At 66.4% G+C, this 13,918-nt stretch carries 12 protein-coding genes and 3 pseudogenes; 7 read left to right on the top strand and 8 right to left on the bottom strand.

Going from position 1 to position 13,918, the window contains the following annotated elements; all coding sequences use genetic code 11:
- Positions 1-59 precede the first annotated feature (59 nt).
- Positions 60-701, top strand: coding sequence for a hypothetical protein (locus tag AB0H42_RS15390; RefSeq protein ID WP_357055620.1), 642 nt, complete (start codon positions 60-62; stop codon positions 699-701).
- A gap of 5 nt (positions 702-706) precedes the next feature.
- On the opposite strand, the gene AB0H42_RS15385 is transcribed toward AB0H42_RS15390, so the two are convergent.
- Positions 707-1,288 carry a TetR/AcrR family transcriptional regulator gene (locus tag AB0H42_RS15385; protein WP_357055617.1) on the bottom strand — a complete coding sequence of 194 codons (582 nt, stop codon included), beginning with the start codon at positions 1,286-1,288 and terminating at the stop codon, positions 707-709.
- Between the two features lie 91 nt (positions 1,289-1,379).
- Between AB0H42_RS15385 and AB0H42_RS15380 the strand changes: the two genes are divergently transcribed.
- Positions 1,380-2,219 carry a thioesterase family protein gene (locus AB0H42_RS15380; protein WP_357055614.1) on the top strand — a complete coding sequence of 280 codons (840 nt, stop codon included), beginning with the start codon at positions 1,380-1,382 and terminating at the stop codon, positions 2,217-2,219.
- A 6-nt stretch (positions 2,220-2,225) separates the two neighbouring features.
- Here the strand turns inward: AB0H42_RS15380 and AB0H42_RS15375 are convergent, their stop codons facing one another.
- Entirely contained in the window at positions 2,226-3,944 is a 1,719-nt protein-coding gene (locus AB0H42_RS15375) for a GMC family oxidoreductase (protein ID WP_357055611.1), read from the bottom strand.
- Between the two features lie 117 nt (positions 3,945-4,061).
- Between AB0H42_RS15375 and AB0H42_RS15370 the strand changes: the two genes are divergently transcribed.
- Positions 4,062-4,757 (top strand): WHG domain-containing protein, encoded by a 696-nt coding sequence (locus tag AB0H42_RS15370; protein WP_357055608.1) that lies wholly within the window; start codon positions 4,062-4,064, stop codon positions 4,755-4,757.
- A gap of 30 nt (positions 4,758-4,787) precedes the next feature.
- On the opposite strand, the gene AB0H42_RS15365 is transcribed toward AB0H42_RS15370, so the two are convergent.
- The 3 genes from AB0H42_RS15365 to AB0H42_RS15355 form a co-directional block, all read right to left on the bottom strand.
- Positions 4,788-5,987 (bottom strand): AI-2E family transporter, encoded by a 1,200-nt coding sequence (locus AB0H42_RS15365; protein WP_357055606.1) that lies wholly within the window; start codon positions 5,985-5,987, stop codon positions 4,788-4,790.
- A gap of 85 nt (positions 5,988-6,072) precedes the next feature.
- A complete protein-coding gene (locus tag AB0H42_RS15360; RefSeq protein WP_357055603.1) occupies positions 6,073-7,398 on the bottom strand; it encodes a family 1 glycosylhydrolase in 1,326 nt (441 codons plus the stop codon).
- Between the two features lie 625 nt (positions 7,399-8,023).
- Positions 8,024-8,521 carry a TetR/AcrR family transcriptional regulator C-terminal domain-containing protein gene (locus AB0H42_RS15355; protein ID WP_357056022.1) on the bottom strand — a complete coding sequence of 166 codons (498 nt, stop codon included), beginning with the start codon at positions 8,519-8,521 and terminating at the stop codon, positions 8,024-8,026.
- Between AB0H42_RS15355 and AB0H42_RS15350 the strand changes: the two genes are divergently transcribed.
- Positions 8,411-8,848: an SDR family oxidoreductase gene (locus AB0H42_RS15350; protein ID WP_357056019.1), complete on the top strand. Its 438-nt coding sequence runs from the start codon at positions 8,411-8,413 to the stop codon at positions 8,846-8,848. The genes AB0H42_RS15355 and AB0H42_RS15350 overlap by 111 nt on opposite strands.
- 284 nt (positions 8,849-9,132) lie before the next feature.
- On the opposite strand, the pseudogene AB0H42_RS15345 reads toward AB0H42_RS15350, so the two are convergent.
- A pseudogene (locus tag AB0H42_RS15345) lies at positions 9,133-9,774 on the bottom strand (phosphotransferase); the annotation flags it as partial.
- Between the two features lie 141 nt (positions 9,775-9,915).
- On the opposite strand from AB0H42_RS15345, the pseudogene AB0H42_RS15340 reads away from it, so the two are divergent.
- Both AB0H42_RS15340 and AB0H42_RS15335 read left to right on the top strand, forming a co-directional pair.
- A pseudogene (locus AB0H42_RS15340) lies at positions 9,916-10,470 on the top strand (IS4 family transposase); the annotation flags it as partial.
- A gap of 251 nt (positions 10,471-10,721) precedes the next feature.
- Positions 10,722-11,084: pseudogene (locus AB0H42_RS15335) on the top strand (HTH domain-containing protein); the annotation flags it as partial.
- A gap of 277 nt (positions 11,085-11,361) precedes the next feature.
- Here AB0H42_RS15335 and AB0H42_RS15330 read toward each other — a convergent pair.
- Both AB0H42_RS15330 and AB0H42_RS15325 read right to left on the bottom strand, forming a co-directional pair.
- Entirely contained in the window at positions 11,362-12,342 is a 981-nt protein-coding gene (locus tag AB0H42_RS15330) for a class I SAM-dependent methyltransferase (RefSeq protein ID WP_357055600.1), read from the bottom strand.
- Positions 12,343-12,408: 66 nt separating this feature from the next.
- Complete coding sequence (locus AB0H42_RS15325; RefSeq protein ID WP_357055597.1) at positions 12,409-13,170, bottom strand: SDR family oxidoreductase; 762 nt, start codon at positions 13,168-13,170, stop codon at positions 12,409-12,411.
- A 60-nt stretch (positions 13,171-13,230) separates the two neighbouring features.
- On the opposite strand from AB0H42_RS15325, the gene AB0H42_RS15320 reads away from it, so the two are divergent.
- Positions 13,231-13,584 carry a helix-turn-helix domain-containing protein gene (locus AB0H42_RS15320; protein ID WP_357055594.1) on the top strand — a complete coding sequence of 118 codons (354 nt, stop codon included), beginning with the start codon at positions 13,231-13,233 and terminating at the stop codon, positions 13,582-13,584.
- The last annotated feature ends 334 nt before the right edge of the window (positions 13,585-13,918 follow it).

Here is a 13,918-nt window from a genome sequence, read left to right as displayed (position 1 = left end):
ATCGATCGGAAAACCTCGTTTGCGGGTGACTTCACGCGCCACCGGGGTATAACCGGCGCATGAGTTACCCGGTGGATTTCGGGGTGCTGCAAGCCGGTTCGATCCTCGCGATCATCCTCGGTGTGGCCCTGCTGGTTTCGGCGTTGTTCGCATTGCGCAAGAGGGGGCCGCGGGCCCTGATCGCCCGGGGCGCCGGTGGGGCGCTACTTCTGGCCGCCGCGGCGCTGGTGCTGTGGATCGCCACACTCGTCCAGACCTACCTGGGCCTGACAGGGGAGGTCCGGGCGGCGCACGTGGTGGTGGCACCGGTGTCGGGTGCGGAGCATCAACTCGAGGTACAGCTGACGCTGTTCGATATCGACGGTGGTACCACCGAGCGCAGTACGCACCGGGTCGAGGGCGATATGTGGGTACTGCAGGCGCAGTTGGTGGAGCTGGAACCATGGGTCAACGCCCTCGGCTTCCATTCCGGGTACAAGGTGTCGCGCCTGTACGGGCAGCGGCTCGACGGGGTGGCCACCGCGCAGAACCACATCTTCCTCAACGGCGGGGATCGCGACTTCTTCGAGGATATGAGCGAGAACCGCTGGTTCACCTCGCCGTTCGTCCGGTCGGCCTACGGGAACGCGGTGATCGCGACGCCCGGCGAGTACGACGTGTTCATCTCGCGCGACGCCATCAAGACCCGCGCGGTGGAGTGAGCGCGCTACCGGTCCTCGACCGCGGCCCGGCAGATCTCGCTCAACTCCTCGACCACCGTGTCCAGCGCGGCCGGTCCGCGTTCGGTGCGGGCGACGATCAGCGCACCCTCCAGCGCGCTGATCACCAGTAGCGCGATGGAGCGGGCCCGCTCCGGCCGCGCCCCGTCCTCGACGAGTTTGGCGGCGACGAGTTCGCGCAACGTGTCGAATGCCGCTCCGGCGGCGGCGACAGCGCCGGGTTCGTTGCCGAGCGCGGCGGCGGCGATCGGGCACCCGAGCGCGTAGTCGTGTTTGTCCAGCCCGCGGGCCAGCATATCGGCGAGTGCGCGCAGGGCCGTCGAGGACTGCGGCGCCGTCAGCGCTTCGGTGACTCCCGTGGTCACCCGGCTGCTCGCGGCCTCGGTGGCCTCGGTCATCAGTTGTGCCCGGCCGCCGGGGAAGTGGTGGTACACCGATCCGCGGGGTGCGCCACTGGCCTGGAGTACGTCGGTGAACGAGACGGCCGCGACGCCACGCCGCCGGATCAGCGATATCGCGCTGTCGATCATGGCCGCCCGGGGCCCCTCGGGATCCTTCGGTCGTGGCATGCGCTGCTCCCTCTTGCCCGTGATTGCTATGTATGTTGTCATACTTACCATCGCCTCGCCGTGTCAGCGGCCTGATTTGTCTGGAGGATTCGTGACCGGTATCGACGCGCCGCCCCACCCCTTCGATACGGCCATCGCCGTGGAATACACCGACGCGCACCGGCTGGCCGGTCACACCTGCCCCGATTACGCCAATATGGTCGGCCCGTTCGGCGGCGTCACCGCGGCGGCGCTGTTGCGCGCGGTCGAACGGCATCCCGAACGGGCCGGTGATCCGCTGTCGCTGACGGTGAACTACGCGGGACCGATCGCCGACGGGCCCTTCGAGATCACCGCGCGGCCGGTGCGGACCAATCGCACGAATCAGCACTGGCAGCTCGAACTCATCCAGGACGGCACGGTCACCACCACCGCGACCGCGGTATTCGGCATCCGTCGCGACACCTGGTCGGATCTCGAGCTGAGCATGCCGTCGGTGCCGGGGCCGGACGCCGAGGGCGTGGAACCGCAGATCTTCCCGGATTTCATCGCCTGGGGCCGCAACTATGATCTGCGGTTCGTCGCCGGCGCCGTCCCCGATGTCGAGCCCACCGCCGAGATCCCGGAGAATCCCGACTCGGTGAGCACCCTGTGGCTCCGCGACACCCCGGCCCGGCCGGTGGACTTCGCCTCGCTCACCGCCATGTCGGACGCGTTCTATCCCCGCGTATTCCTGCGGCGCGGGCGCTACCTACCGGCCGGCACGATCTCACTCACCGTGTACTTCCACGCCACCGCCGAGGAACTGGCCGCCCAGGGCGCCGAATTCCTGCTGGGCCGCGCCCGCGCGAACCGCTTCGGGCACGGCCACTTCGATCAGATCGCCCACCTGTGGGGCCACGACGGCACCCTGCTGGCGACCAGCCATCAGCTGGTCTACTTCAAGGGCTGAGGCCGTTCAGCTCGCGGCCGGGTCGGTCACCGGTGTGATCGGCAACCGCAGCGCGCCCGGCGCCGATTCGGGGACCACCGGGGATTTCGGTACCACCGGGGGGATCCGGCGGTACGGCGTGTCCTGCGGGGGCCGGGGATCCTGTTCGCCCTTGTTCGGCCAGTACGCGGCGGCGCGCTCGGCTTGGGCGGTGATGGTCAGGGATGGATTGACCCCAAGGTTCGCCGAGACCGCGGCGCCGTCCACTACGCTCAGGGTCGGGTAGCCGAAGACCCGGTGGTAGGCGTCGATCACCCCGGTATCGCGGTCGGCGCCGATTGCGGCGCCGCCGAGGAAATGCGCGGTGAGCGGGATATTGAACACTTCGCCCCAGGTACCGCCCGCGGTCCCGCCGATCTGCTCGGCGACCCGGCGGGTGGCCTCGTTGCCCGCCGGGATCCAGGTCGGGTTGGGCTCGCCGTGCCCCTGCTTGCTGGTCAGCTTGCGGCCGAAGAGTCCGCGGGTGGTGTAGGTGGTGATGGAGTTGTCCAGATGCTGCATCACCAGCGAGATGATGGTCCGTTCGCTCCAGTTGCGGACGCTCAGGAAGCTGAGCAGCAGCAGGGGGTGACGCAGCGCGGTACCCAGGAACCGCAGCCACCGCGGAATACGGCCGCCACCGTCGACCATCAGCGTCTGCAGCAAGCCCATCGCGTTGGAGCCCCGCCCGTATCGCACCGGCTCGATATGGGTGTCGGGGGTGGGGTGGATCGACGAGGTGATCGCGACGCCCCGGGTGAAGTCCTGACCCGGGGCGAGTTTCTTGGTGGCAGCGCCGACGATGGATTCGGAGTTGGTGCGGGTGAGCAGGCCGAGCCGGTCGGACAGTTCCGGGAGTACCCGCCGGTCCCGCATCTCGTGTAGCAGACGCTGGGTGCCGAGGGTGCCGGCAGCGACCACGACCTGGCGGGCGGTGTAGGTGGTGCGCTGTTTACGAACCCAGGCACCGGTGCGCTGCGCCGAGACCACCCAACTCCCGTCGGGTTGCGGCCGCAGTTCGGTCACCGTCGTCATCGGCACCACGTGCGCCCCGGCGCGTTCGGCCAGGTACAGGTAATTCTTGACGAGGGTATTCTTCGCCCCGAACTTGCATCCGACCATGCAGTCGCCGCATTCCAGGCACCCGGTGCGGGCCGGGCCGACGCCGCCGAAGTAGGGGTCGTCCACGGTTTCGCCGGGTTCACCGAAGAACACGCCGACCGGGGTCCGGACGAAGGTGTCGCCGACGCCCATATCCTCGGCGACCTGTTTGAAGACTTCGTCGGCCGGCGTCATATGCGGGTTCTGCACCACGCCGAGCATGCGCTTCGCCTGCTCGTAGTAGGGGGTGAGTTCGCCGTGCCAGTCGGTGATATCGCGCCACTGCGGGTCCTGGAAGAACGGTTCCGGCGGGACGTAGAGGGTGTTGGCGTAGTTGAGTGACCCGCCACCGACCCCCGCGCCGCCGAGGATGAGCACATTGCGCAGGGGATGGATGCGCTGGATGCCGTAGCAGCCGAGTTTCGGCGCCCACAGGAACTTGCGCAGATCCCAGCTGGTCTTGGGCAGCTCGTCGTCGCCGTAGCGGCGGCCGGCTTCCAGGACGCCGACGGTATAGCCCTTTTCGATCAGCCGCAGGGCGGTGACACTGCCACCGAACCCGGAACCGACGATGAGGACATCGAAATCCGTGGCCGCCTCGGACATGGGACTTCTCCTTGGGTTCGGATGGTCAGCAGTGACTTGCGGTAACATTAACACAGCCGAATCGGAGCAATGCTCACTACTGTTGACAGTGCTCTCTGAATTGGTCAGGGTGGTCCTATGACCACCCCTCGTGCCCGCGCCCGGGCCCAGACGATGATCGATATCAAGCGGATCGCGCGCGAACATCTTGCCACCGACGGCGCCGCCGCCCTGTCGTTACGCGCGGTGGCCCGCGACCTGGGCGTGGTTTCCTCCGCGGTCTATCGCTACGTCCGCAGCCGGGACGAACTGCTGACCCTGCTGGTGGTCGACGGATACGATGCGCTGGGCGATGCGGTGGACGCCGCACTCGCCGCCGCACCCGACGACCCGATCGAACAGTTCCGGGTCACCGCGCGTACCGTCCGCGCCTGGGCGCTCGCCGAACCGGCCTGGTACGGCCTGCTGTTCGGTACTCCGGTACCCGGCTACGCCGCCCCGGCCGATCGCACGGTCACGCCCGGCACCCGGGTGATCGTGACGCTGATGGGGCTATTCGCCGCGGCCCATCGCCGCGGACTGCTTGTGCCTCCGGCGACGGACCGGCCGCCGCTCACCGGGCCGCTCGCCGATGATTTCGTCCGGATTGGGGCCGAATTCGGGCTGGAGGTGCCGGACTGGGTGCTGGCGCGCGGGCTCACCGTCTGGTGCGCGCTGTTCGGTGCCGTGAGCTTCGACGTCTTCGATATGTACGGTGCGGACACCTTCACCGACCGCACGCAGGTCTTCGAAACTCATATCGCCGGCCTGGAAACGCTGCTCGGCGTGGCGTGAACCGGGTCTCGGGGTAGCTCGAGCTCGGCGCTACCGGCCGGGTTCCGCGGACTTTTCGGTATCCACCTCGGGCGACGCCGGATCCGCCGCGACCTTCTCGGCCGGATCTCCGGCCACGGCCACATCGATCTGTTCGCTGATGTAGCGGACCACGACCGCCACCACGGCGACCACCGGTACCGCCAGGAACGCGCCCGTGATGCCGTACAGGGTGCCGCCCCCGGTGACTGCCAGCAGCACGACGACCGCGTGCAGTTTCATGGTGCGGCTCTGCAGTACCGGTTGCAGCACATTACCCTCGAGCTGCTGCACCGCGATGATGATGACCAGCACGATGATCGCGGTGGTGAACCCGTTGCCGACCAGCGCCACGAGCACCGCCAGCGCGCCGGCGACGAACGCACCCACCATGGGGATGAAGCCGCCCAGGAATGTCAGTGCGGTGAGCACGCCCCACAGCGGCACGCCGAGCAGTACCAGCCCGAGCCCGATGAAGAACGCGTCGATAAAGCTGACCAGCGCCTGGGTGCGGATGAACCCGCCGAGCACATCCCAGACCCGCACCAGCACTTCCTCGAAATGCCGGCCGCTGCGCCCGCCGGTGAATTTGTGCATCCACGGGACGAATTTCGGCCCGTCCTTGACGAAGAAGAAGCTGAGGATCAGCACGAGGAATATGGTGACCAGTACGGAGGTGGCGGTGCTGACTCCGGTGAAGACACCGGAGGCGATCTGCTCGGCGCTGGACTGCATCCGCGACACCACCGCATCGACGGCCGAGTTCAGCTGTTCGTCGCGGATGTTCAGCGGTGGGCCCTGCAGCCAGTCCCGGACCGTGTTGATACCCGTGGTGGCCTTATCGGAGAGTTCGGGCACCTGATCCACTACCGAGGGCACGATCAACGCGATACCGCCCGCCAGCACGCCGATGAACCCGATGAGTGTGAGCGAGGCCGCCGCGGCCGGCGGCAACCCGGCTTTCACCAACAGGCGGGTGGGCGGCCAGAGCACCGTGGAGACCACGATCGCGAGCAGCACCGGCAGCAGGACCACCCACAGCCTGGCCGCCAGGAACCCCAGTACCCAGGCGCCCGCCGCGATGGCGACGACGCATGCCGCCCATTTGGCCAGCCACAACACGCCGGAACCGAAGACGTCCCCCCGATCTGGAGGCCGTGTGGCGCTTGTGGAGCGAGTACGGTCGGCGCGGACTTTTTTCTCCCCGTTCACCCGGCCAGTCTCGCACGACCCGCTCGCCGCGGCATCGTACCGGCCCGAGTCGGACGGGTCACAGCATCAGGTCACCGTGCGCGGATCAGCGCGGCACGGTGACCTGATCGGTGCAGCTGGTGAGTCCGTCCACGATCGAACAGGTGGCCGGCGCCCGGGTCGGCCGGTAGTCGCCGGGGACGCCGCCGCGCCGGGTGACGGCCGTATAGGCGGCCACGGCGTCGGTGGGCCGGCGGGTGAGGGCGGGATCGCCGAGCACATCGACGGTGTACAACCCGAACCTCGGTGAGTAGGAACCCCATTCGTAGTTGTCGGTGAGGCTCCAGTAGTTGTATCCCATGACGTTCATACCGTCGGCCACCGCGCGCTGTATCCAGTACACGGTGTCGCGCAGGAGATCGGCGCGGGCGTAGCCGTCCGCCCGCGGGCGCCCGTTCTCGGTCGGCATCCCGTTCTCCACGATGTAGAGGGGTTTGCCCGGGAACCGCCGCGCATAGTGGTCGAGCGCGTAGTAGATACCCTCCGATTGCAGCGACAGTGTCCACATCTTGCCGGGGTCGGGGATCCGGGCGAGGATCTCGGTGGGGGAGAACCCGTAGTAGTAATCGATCCCGATGTAGTCCAGTTTCGCGCCGATCCGGCCGATGAACGCGCCGTTCACGGCGTCTTCGGCGGCGGGGATATAAGCGACATTGCTGCTCACCATCGCCCCCGGCTGTACTCGGTGGATGTGGTCGTAGATCGCATTGTGGGCGTCGGCCAGCCGGTCCTGCATCGCCGGAATATCCGGGACACCGATCCCGCCGTGACGCACCTCGTTCATGAGGTAGGCGGCGGGTTCGTTGAAGGTGATCCACAGCGGTTCGTACCGGGCGTACCGGTCGACGACCCGGCGGGCGTTGCTGAGCCAGTCCTCGACCATTCCGGCGCGTCGCCACCCGCCGCGATCGACCTGCCAGCCCGGATAGACCCAATGGTCGAGGGTGAGCATGGGGCGCATACCCGCCGCGCGAATGGCCTGGACGACCTCGTCGTAGAACCGGAAACCGTCCTCGTCCCATTCGCCCGGACGCGGTTGTATCCGGGCCCATTCGATCCCGATCCGGTAGGCGCGCACCCCGAGTTGCTCGGCCAGGGCGATATCGGACCGGTAGCGCGAGTAGAAATCGACCGAGTCGAGATACGGGTCCTCGGTTTTCCCGGCCGCGATATAACGGGTCCAGTTGCTGTCCGGCGCATGCCCTTCGGACTGGAATCCCGAAGAGGCCACCCCCCACAAGAAGTCGGCACCCAGCGGGGCAACCTCCACCGGGGGAGTAGGGCGCGCACCGGCTCGTCCCGTTCCCAGGACGACAGCGCCGGCGGCTACCGCGCTGGTGATCAGAAATCGGCGACGGTTCACCGGACCCATCGGATCGGTCTCCTGTCCTCTGTTCGTCTCCGTCTCGCGGCGTTCGCACCAGACTAGCGGCGCGGCATCGGATTCGGGCCGGACCGTTCGCATCCCGCCCCAGCGGCCTCGGCCGGGTGTAGTGCCGGGCCTGCGCCTTCCCGGAAAGGTGCGTGCTGTGGTCGGCGAACAAATCGGAGTTCGATGGCCGATTCGGGCTACCGGAACTACTGGGTGTCCGTTACGCTCGCGTGCCACCAACGATTGATTGATCTGTCGCTATCTAGATATGCGCATCTAGCTATGTCGAAACCATCGGACAGCAGATCCCTATCGACTTCCATGTGATTAACTCGATACAAGGGAGGAGGGGCGCACCCTGCCGACCGCGGGTCAGCGCCGTCCCCGGAAGGTGCGACGTAGATCGCTCGTCCATTCGTCAGGGATTTCCCAGGGTATGAAGTGGCCGCCGTGGTCGTGGACGGTGAGGTTGACGTGGTTGTACCACTCCGCGAAGGCCGCCGGCCTCGGTGACATCGAACGCCGCGCCGCCCTGTCCGCGGCGCACTTCCTCGAAGGTCCGCACGGCGGCAGCTCCGCGTGCCCCTCCAGCACTTGGTGCCGGTGTACGAATTCCGGCTTCGGATCAGGCTGGTCGATCGGAAGTGTAGCGAGCGAGCATGGTCTCTACAGCCTGCTCGACGGCGTAGCAGATGTCAGAGGCTGCGGGGTTCCAGTCGGTCAGCAGCATGCGGGGCCACAGGAAGTAGTTGGCGATCATCCCGAGGAACTGGTTGGCGGCGCTCTCGGCGTCCGGGACGTCGGCGTTGCCGGCCTCGTGCTCCGACTCCAGATAGTGCTGGACTGAGGTGAAGTAGGGTAGCTTGCCGAGCTGGAACTGCATCCGCCCCAGTTCGGGGAAGCGGGGCAGCTCGGCGATGACGATGCGGAACAGAGCTGTCATGCCGGGCCGGCCTATCAGGTCGGCGTAGCGGCGGCCGATGGAGGTCAGGCCGGAACGCAGGTCTCCGGCCTGAGGCCGTGCGACAGTGTCTCCGGCGTCGCGCTGCCAGGACTCGGTGACGATGGCTTCGAAGAGGGCTGCCTTGGTGGGGAACTGCTTGAACAGAGTGGACTTCGAGATCGCCGCCCTTTCGGCAATGCGGGCGAGGGAAGTGCCGTCGTAACCGCGGTTCAGGCCATCGAGGCCCTGAGCCGCACTCTGGCCGCAGAACTCGGCCCCCGCGGCATCCAGGTCAACTTTATTGCCCCGGGGCCGACCGCCACCGACTTCAACGGCGGTGCCATGCGGGATGACGCCGAGATGCGCCGAGGTCTCGCCGGGCAGACCGCGCTCGGCCGCGTCGGCGAACCTGAGGAGATCGGCGACGCCATCGCCACGCTGGCGTCCGAGGGCCTGCGCTGGATGACCGCCCAGCGCATCGAGGTCTCCGGCGGCGCCCTCCTCTGACCAATCGAGTATGACCCGCAGCCCGCGGCCGGCGAGCAGCCGATGTTGTTCGATCCAGTCCTCGAGGCTGCGCCCGATTCCGTGGATCGGCAGCGTGGGGACCCCGGTCCCCTCATCGAGGTAGCGGGTCCGCCGGCCGCGCACGGCGATCTCCTGTGTCCCGTCAGTTCCTTGAGTATCGGAATTACCCCCTTTTATGGACACTGTTGGAGCGGTGATGGAGGAGCGAGGCGCTTGATCACTTATGGCCGGTGCGCATCTCGCTTCTCGGCTGCGTTCGGTGGTTATCGGTTGAGGGCGGTCACTGCGGCCGCGGTGTCGAGGTCGCCGTAGGCCGCTGAATAGCGGTGGGCGAGGGCGATCGCGATATCGGGGCGTTGCCAGAGTTCGCCGGCGCTGGCGGTGCACAGCCACAGGGTCAGGCCGTGGGCGACCGAGGCGCGGTAGCCGAACCGGATCTGTTCGCGGGTGGGCATTTCGGCGGCGGGTAGTGCGAGCGCGTCGCGGTATCGGTCGAGCAGGTCGTTCTCGTGGCGGCGGCGATCCTCGGTGGTGAGCGCGCCCTGTAGGAAGTAGCCGAGGTCCAGTGACCAGTTGCCGCGGCGTGCGACCTGCCAGTCCAGGAATCCGACCTGCCCGTCGGCGAGTAGGTAGATGTTGCCTATGTGCGGGTCGCCGTGCAGCAGAGTCTGTGGGCCGGTGGTCAGGGTGTGGATATAGGGCTTCCAGATACCTTCGATGAGGTGGTCGATGGTCAGTGAAGCGACCTCGGCCGGTGCGTCGTCACCCAGGCGGTCGAGCGCTTCCTGGAGTGGGGCGATTTCCATACCGTCCCAGGGCAGGAACGGTTCGAGCCAGGCCAGCGCAGGTTCGTCGCGCACGCGATGCCCCCAGTACCGGCCGTGCATCCGGCCTAAGCCCAATACCGTTCAGTTAGTGAAGTCTGGGTTATTATGAGGCGTGCCTCGTAGTGGATGGGTGAAGCCGGTCCCGGATCGACGGTTATCGGATGTGGTGTCGGTGGGGCTGTTGACCAGGGTATTTCCCGCATCGCTGGTCGATGAGGTGATCGCGGCATCTACGGATTCGACATGTGGACCCGGGTCGCCGCCACCGGCGCTGATCTGCTGTGGCGGGTCAAATCCACTCTCTCACCTCGGCATCTCGAAACCCTCGACGACGGATCCTGGCTGGCGCGAATCGTCGCGACCTCCGGGAAGGATCGACAGCAGCGAACACCGCTCACGGTGCGCGTGATCGACTAAACCCTCGACGACGGGCGAGAGAACCCCGAGCAGTACCGACTGCTGACCACGATCCTCGACCCCTCCGACGCACCTGCCGAAGAGTTGGCGCTGGCCTACGCCCAGCGCTGGGAGATCGAGAACACCTTCGACGAACTCAAAACCCACCAACGCGGACCACGAGCCGTGCTGCGGTCGAAATCCCCACCGCTGGTCCGGCAAGAAATCTGGGGGCACTTGTGCTGCCACTACGCCATCCGCACCCTGATGCTCGACGTCGCGACCGCCGGCAGTCACGACCCCGACCGGATGTCCTTCGTCGCCGCCTTGCGGATCACCCGAAGATCCCTGGCCCACAGCCCATTTCCCCCTTCATAACCACAACGCCGCCACCCGATTGTGGAACCATGGCATCGCCAAACTACTGCGCCGCGTCAACCCTGCACGCCGACACCGCGCCAACTCCCGCGTCGTCAAACGCAAAGTCCTCAAATGGGCCGCCAAACGCGCGCACCATCAACATCATCCGCAACCCACCCAGTTGCCGATATGCACCATCCTCAGACACTAACTGAACGGTATTGCCTTTAGGACCGAACGCGTCCGCAAGCCGTGGCAAGCTGGTTTTCATGACAACAGACATGCCGGCGCGGATGCTGCGCCTGCTGTCGCTGCTGCAGACCCGACGGGAATGGTTCGGTGCCGAACTCGCCGAGCGGCTCGGCGTCACCGGCCGCACCGTGCGACGCGATATCGACCGGCTCCGCGAACTCGGATATCGCATCGAGGCAACCACCGGCACCGCCGGCGGCTACCGGCTGGCTTCCGGCCAGAAATTGCCACCGCTGCTACTGCACGACGACGAGGCCATCGCGGTCGCCTCAGCATTGCTGACGCTGGCAGGCAGCGGCGTCGGCGGTAGCCCGGACATCGCATTACAGGCCCTGGCCAAACTCGAACAGATCTTGCCCGTCCGGCTGGGCAGGCGCGTCGCCGCACTCACCGACGCGACCAATACCCGGCCACCAACACCCCGTTCCACGCGCCGACTCGGAAACACTGGCGACCATCGCACTACTTGGTGCAGTCCACCGGTGCTGTTCAAAAACCGGTGCATTCCTGGACATTGGAGAGGCGCATCATCGCTGTTCAACGATGCTTTAGGCTCCGAAATGCCCGCGAATCTCCCTTTGATGAACAGCGGCTGTGGCACACCGGTGCAGGCCGGACCCGAACTCGCGTGAGTGCGCCGGCCCCGACCCGATCGCCCTATGGCCGCGTGGCCGTCAACACCTCCAGGGTCACCGGTTCGGCGAACCGTCCACTCGAATCGATCGTGAGCAGTTCCGCGCGGACGGTGTGTTCGAACGCCGTCCGCTCTTCGCCCAATACTCGGCGAAGAGGTAGCGATGTCGAGTACAGGTAGCCGATAGCCTGTTCGACTGTCCACACACGCTCGAATTCGTAGGTCCGCCGATCGACCCTGCGAAACTGCGATCGACCCAGTACCTCCTCGTGGGTCAGATGTCCGTCGTCGTCCGCACGGCCCGATGGCGGGACCGGCGGTACGAAGTCCGCGGGGAGAAACCGAGCTTGGATTCGTTCGATCGCTCGCTGCCAGACGGTGGCCGGCCGCACAAGGCAACTATCGTTGGCGATTATCAATCCGCCACTGTCGTCGACCATGTCTTCCAGAAGCGCCAGTACTCGGCCGCGGTCCATCCAATGAAACGACCGGCCCATCGTCACCAGTCTGAAGCGCCCATACCCGCCCCCGAGATCTGCTGAGCTGCCCTGTGCCCAGGTCACGTTGGTGACGCCCGTTTCGCGGGATCGCTGTGCGGCCTCTGCGAGCATCTCCGGATCGGGGTCCACGCCGACTGCTTCGTCGACGTGCGCCGCCAGGGGCAGGGTCAGTTGACCTGTACCGCAGCCCAAGTCCAGGATTCGGCCGGTGCCGTCGAGGCCGAATCGGCGGATCAAGTCATCGAAGAGCGCTTCCGGATAGCTGGGCCGGTAGCGCGCATAGTGCCAGGCCGTCCCCGCGAACAAGCCTTGGGTCCCGTGGATCGAATCGGCCACTCTCACCTCACTGCTCGCTGTCACAGCGACACCAGATGTGAAGCGCCGCCGATGACAACTACTACCAACTACGACCCGACGGGGTCCCGCGTTCGACGGACAACCCGAAGATGTGTTCATCAACGGATGCATTCCTGGACACGGACGGGCTAGATCATCGCTGATCACGATGATTCTTCTGAACTACTTGTCCATCAATGATCCATTGTGGACACCGCCGCGCGGGTCGGTGGTTCAGCGCATCGTGGTGGTGAGGTAGTCGTGCCCGCCGACGAGGAAGGTGTGCCCGTTGGCCGCGGGGGCGTCGATCGCGGCGACGATGGCCGCGGCGAAGTCGTCGATGGTGGGTAGGGGCCCGTGAGTTCGGCGGTCGGCGACCGCGTCGGGGTCCCGGCGTTCCAGCAGCCGGATGATGATCGTCCCGTCGATCATGTCGCCGGAGACCACGACGAACCCGACACCGCGGTCGGTGAATTCGGGGATGAGGGCGCGCAGGGCGTCTTCGCCGGCGCGTTTGCTCGTGGCGATCGGCTCGTACCCGTCGGGCAGCGGACCACCGTCAGCATGAAAGTGCGCCTGGTGGCTGGTGACGAACACGATCCGCCCGCCGGGCGGTATGAGGGGCAGGGCGAGGGTGGCGAGCCGGACCTGGGCGTCGCGGTTGAGGCGCAGGGCGTAGCCGGGGTCGGCGCCGCGTTCGAGTCCGCCCGAGGCGTTGAGCACGAGCGCATCGAGCCGGCCGTACCGGTCTCGGATGTGGTCGATCATCTCGGTGACCGCGGTGTCGTCGGACAGGTCCGCCCCGACCGCCGAGGCGCTGCCGCCGACACGGGTGATCACATCGACCACCGTCTGCGCTCGTTTGATCTTCTCGCGGTAGTTGACCAGGACGTGGGTGCCCGGGGTGGCCAGTTGCTGGGCGGTGGTAGCACCGATACCGCGTGAGGCTCCTGTCACCAGCACGATTCGTCGCGGGGATGGGTCCGCTTGGTCCATCGGGTGTTCTCCTCACTCGGCCGGATGCTTCTGATTGAGAAGCAACTATGGTGCTTCGAAATGAGAAGCGCAAATGATCGCGAGTCTGCCGGGTCGGCCGATGAGTTCAGCAACGCACCGGTTCTGGCGGCGATCGACCTGCTGGGGCAGCGGTGGATGCTCCGGGTGGTGTGGGAGCTCGAACCCGGACCGCTGGGGTTCCTGGAGCTGCGGCGGCGGATGGGCAACTGTTCGTCGAGCATGTTGTCGAACCGGCTCCAGCAGCTTCAGGCGGCCGGGCTGCTGGAGAAGCACGGTCCGAAGGGTTCGTACGAACTGACCATCGCCGGGGTCCGTCTCGGGGAAGCCCTGCAACCGCTGTGGGACTGGTCGGAAATCTGGACCGATCGCCCCCACGACTTCCGCTGGCCCTGAACCACCTCGGCGAGGTCGGTTGTTGTGGGTCAGATGCCTGGCCCGACCGCGTAAACGGTTGGGCCGCTGAACTCGAGCCGGTAGATCGCAGGCATCGGCATCGCCTGTTGGAAAGCCCAGCTGACGCCAGAGCATCCGAGTCCGATCAGGGTTCGCGCGATGAACGTGCCCTGACTGCCGATGATGGCGGGTTGACCTTGAAGGTCGTCGACGATATCGGTCAGGGTGTGGACCGCACGCGAGAGTGTCAGAATTTTTGTGGGCGGAACAGTGACCGTTCCGTTTAATTCCCAGTTATCCGCTCACCATAAAACAGCGCGAGCGTGTTGAGTAT

The sequence above is a fragment of the Nocardia sp. NPDC050799 genome (assembly GCF_040654015.1).
Taxonomy (GTDB): domain Bacteria; phylum Actinomycetota; class Actinomycetes; order Mycobacteriales; family Mycobacteriaceae; genus Nocardia.
The sequence above is the reverse complement of the archived record's forward strand: the minus strand, read 5'-3'. Positions and strand labels throughout refer to the sequence as shown.

Excerpts from the sequence above, each read along its gene's own strand:
- AB0H42_RS15375 (WP_357055611.1), bottom strand. The coding sequence starts at position 3,944 with ATGTCCGAGGCGGCCACGGATTTCGATGTCCTCATCGTCGGTTCCGGG.
- AB0H42_RS15370 (WP_357055608.1), top strand. The coding sequence starts at position 4,062 with ATGACCACCCCTCGTGCCCGCGCCCGGGCCCAGACGATGATCGATATC.
- AB0H42_RS15325 (WP_357055597.1), bottom strand. The coding sequence starts at position 13,170 with ATGGACCAAGCGGACCCATCCCCGCGACGAATCGTGCTGGTGACAGGA.
- AB0H42_RS15360 (WP_357055603.1), bottom strand. The coding sequence starts at position 7,398 with ATGGGTCCGGTGAACCGTCGCCGATTTCTGATCACCAGCGCGGTAGCC.
- AB0H42_RS15390 (WP_357055620.1), top strand. The coding sequence starts at position 60 with ATGAGTTACCCGGTGGATTTCGGGGTGCTGCAAGCCGGTTCGATCCTC.
- AB0H42_RS15320 (WP_357055594.1), top strand. The coding sequence starts at position 13,231 with ATGAGAAGCGCAAATGATCGCGAGTCTGCCGGGTCGGCCGATGAGTTC.
- AB0H42_RS15385 (WP_357055617.1), bottom strand. The coding sequence starts at position 1,288 with ATGCCACGACCGAAGGATCCCGAGGGGCCCCGGGCGGCCATGATCGAC.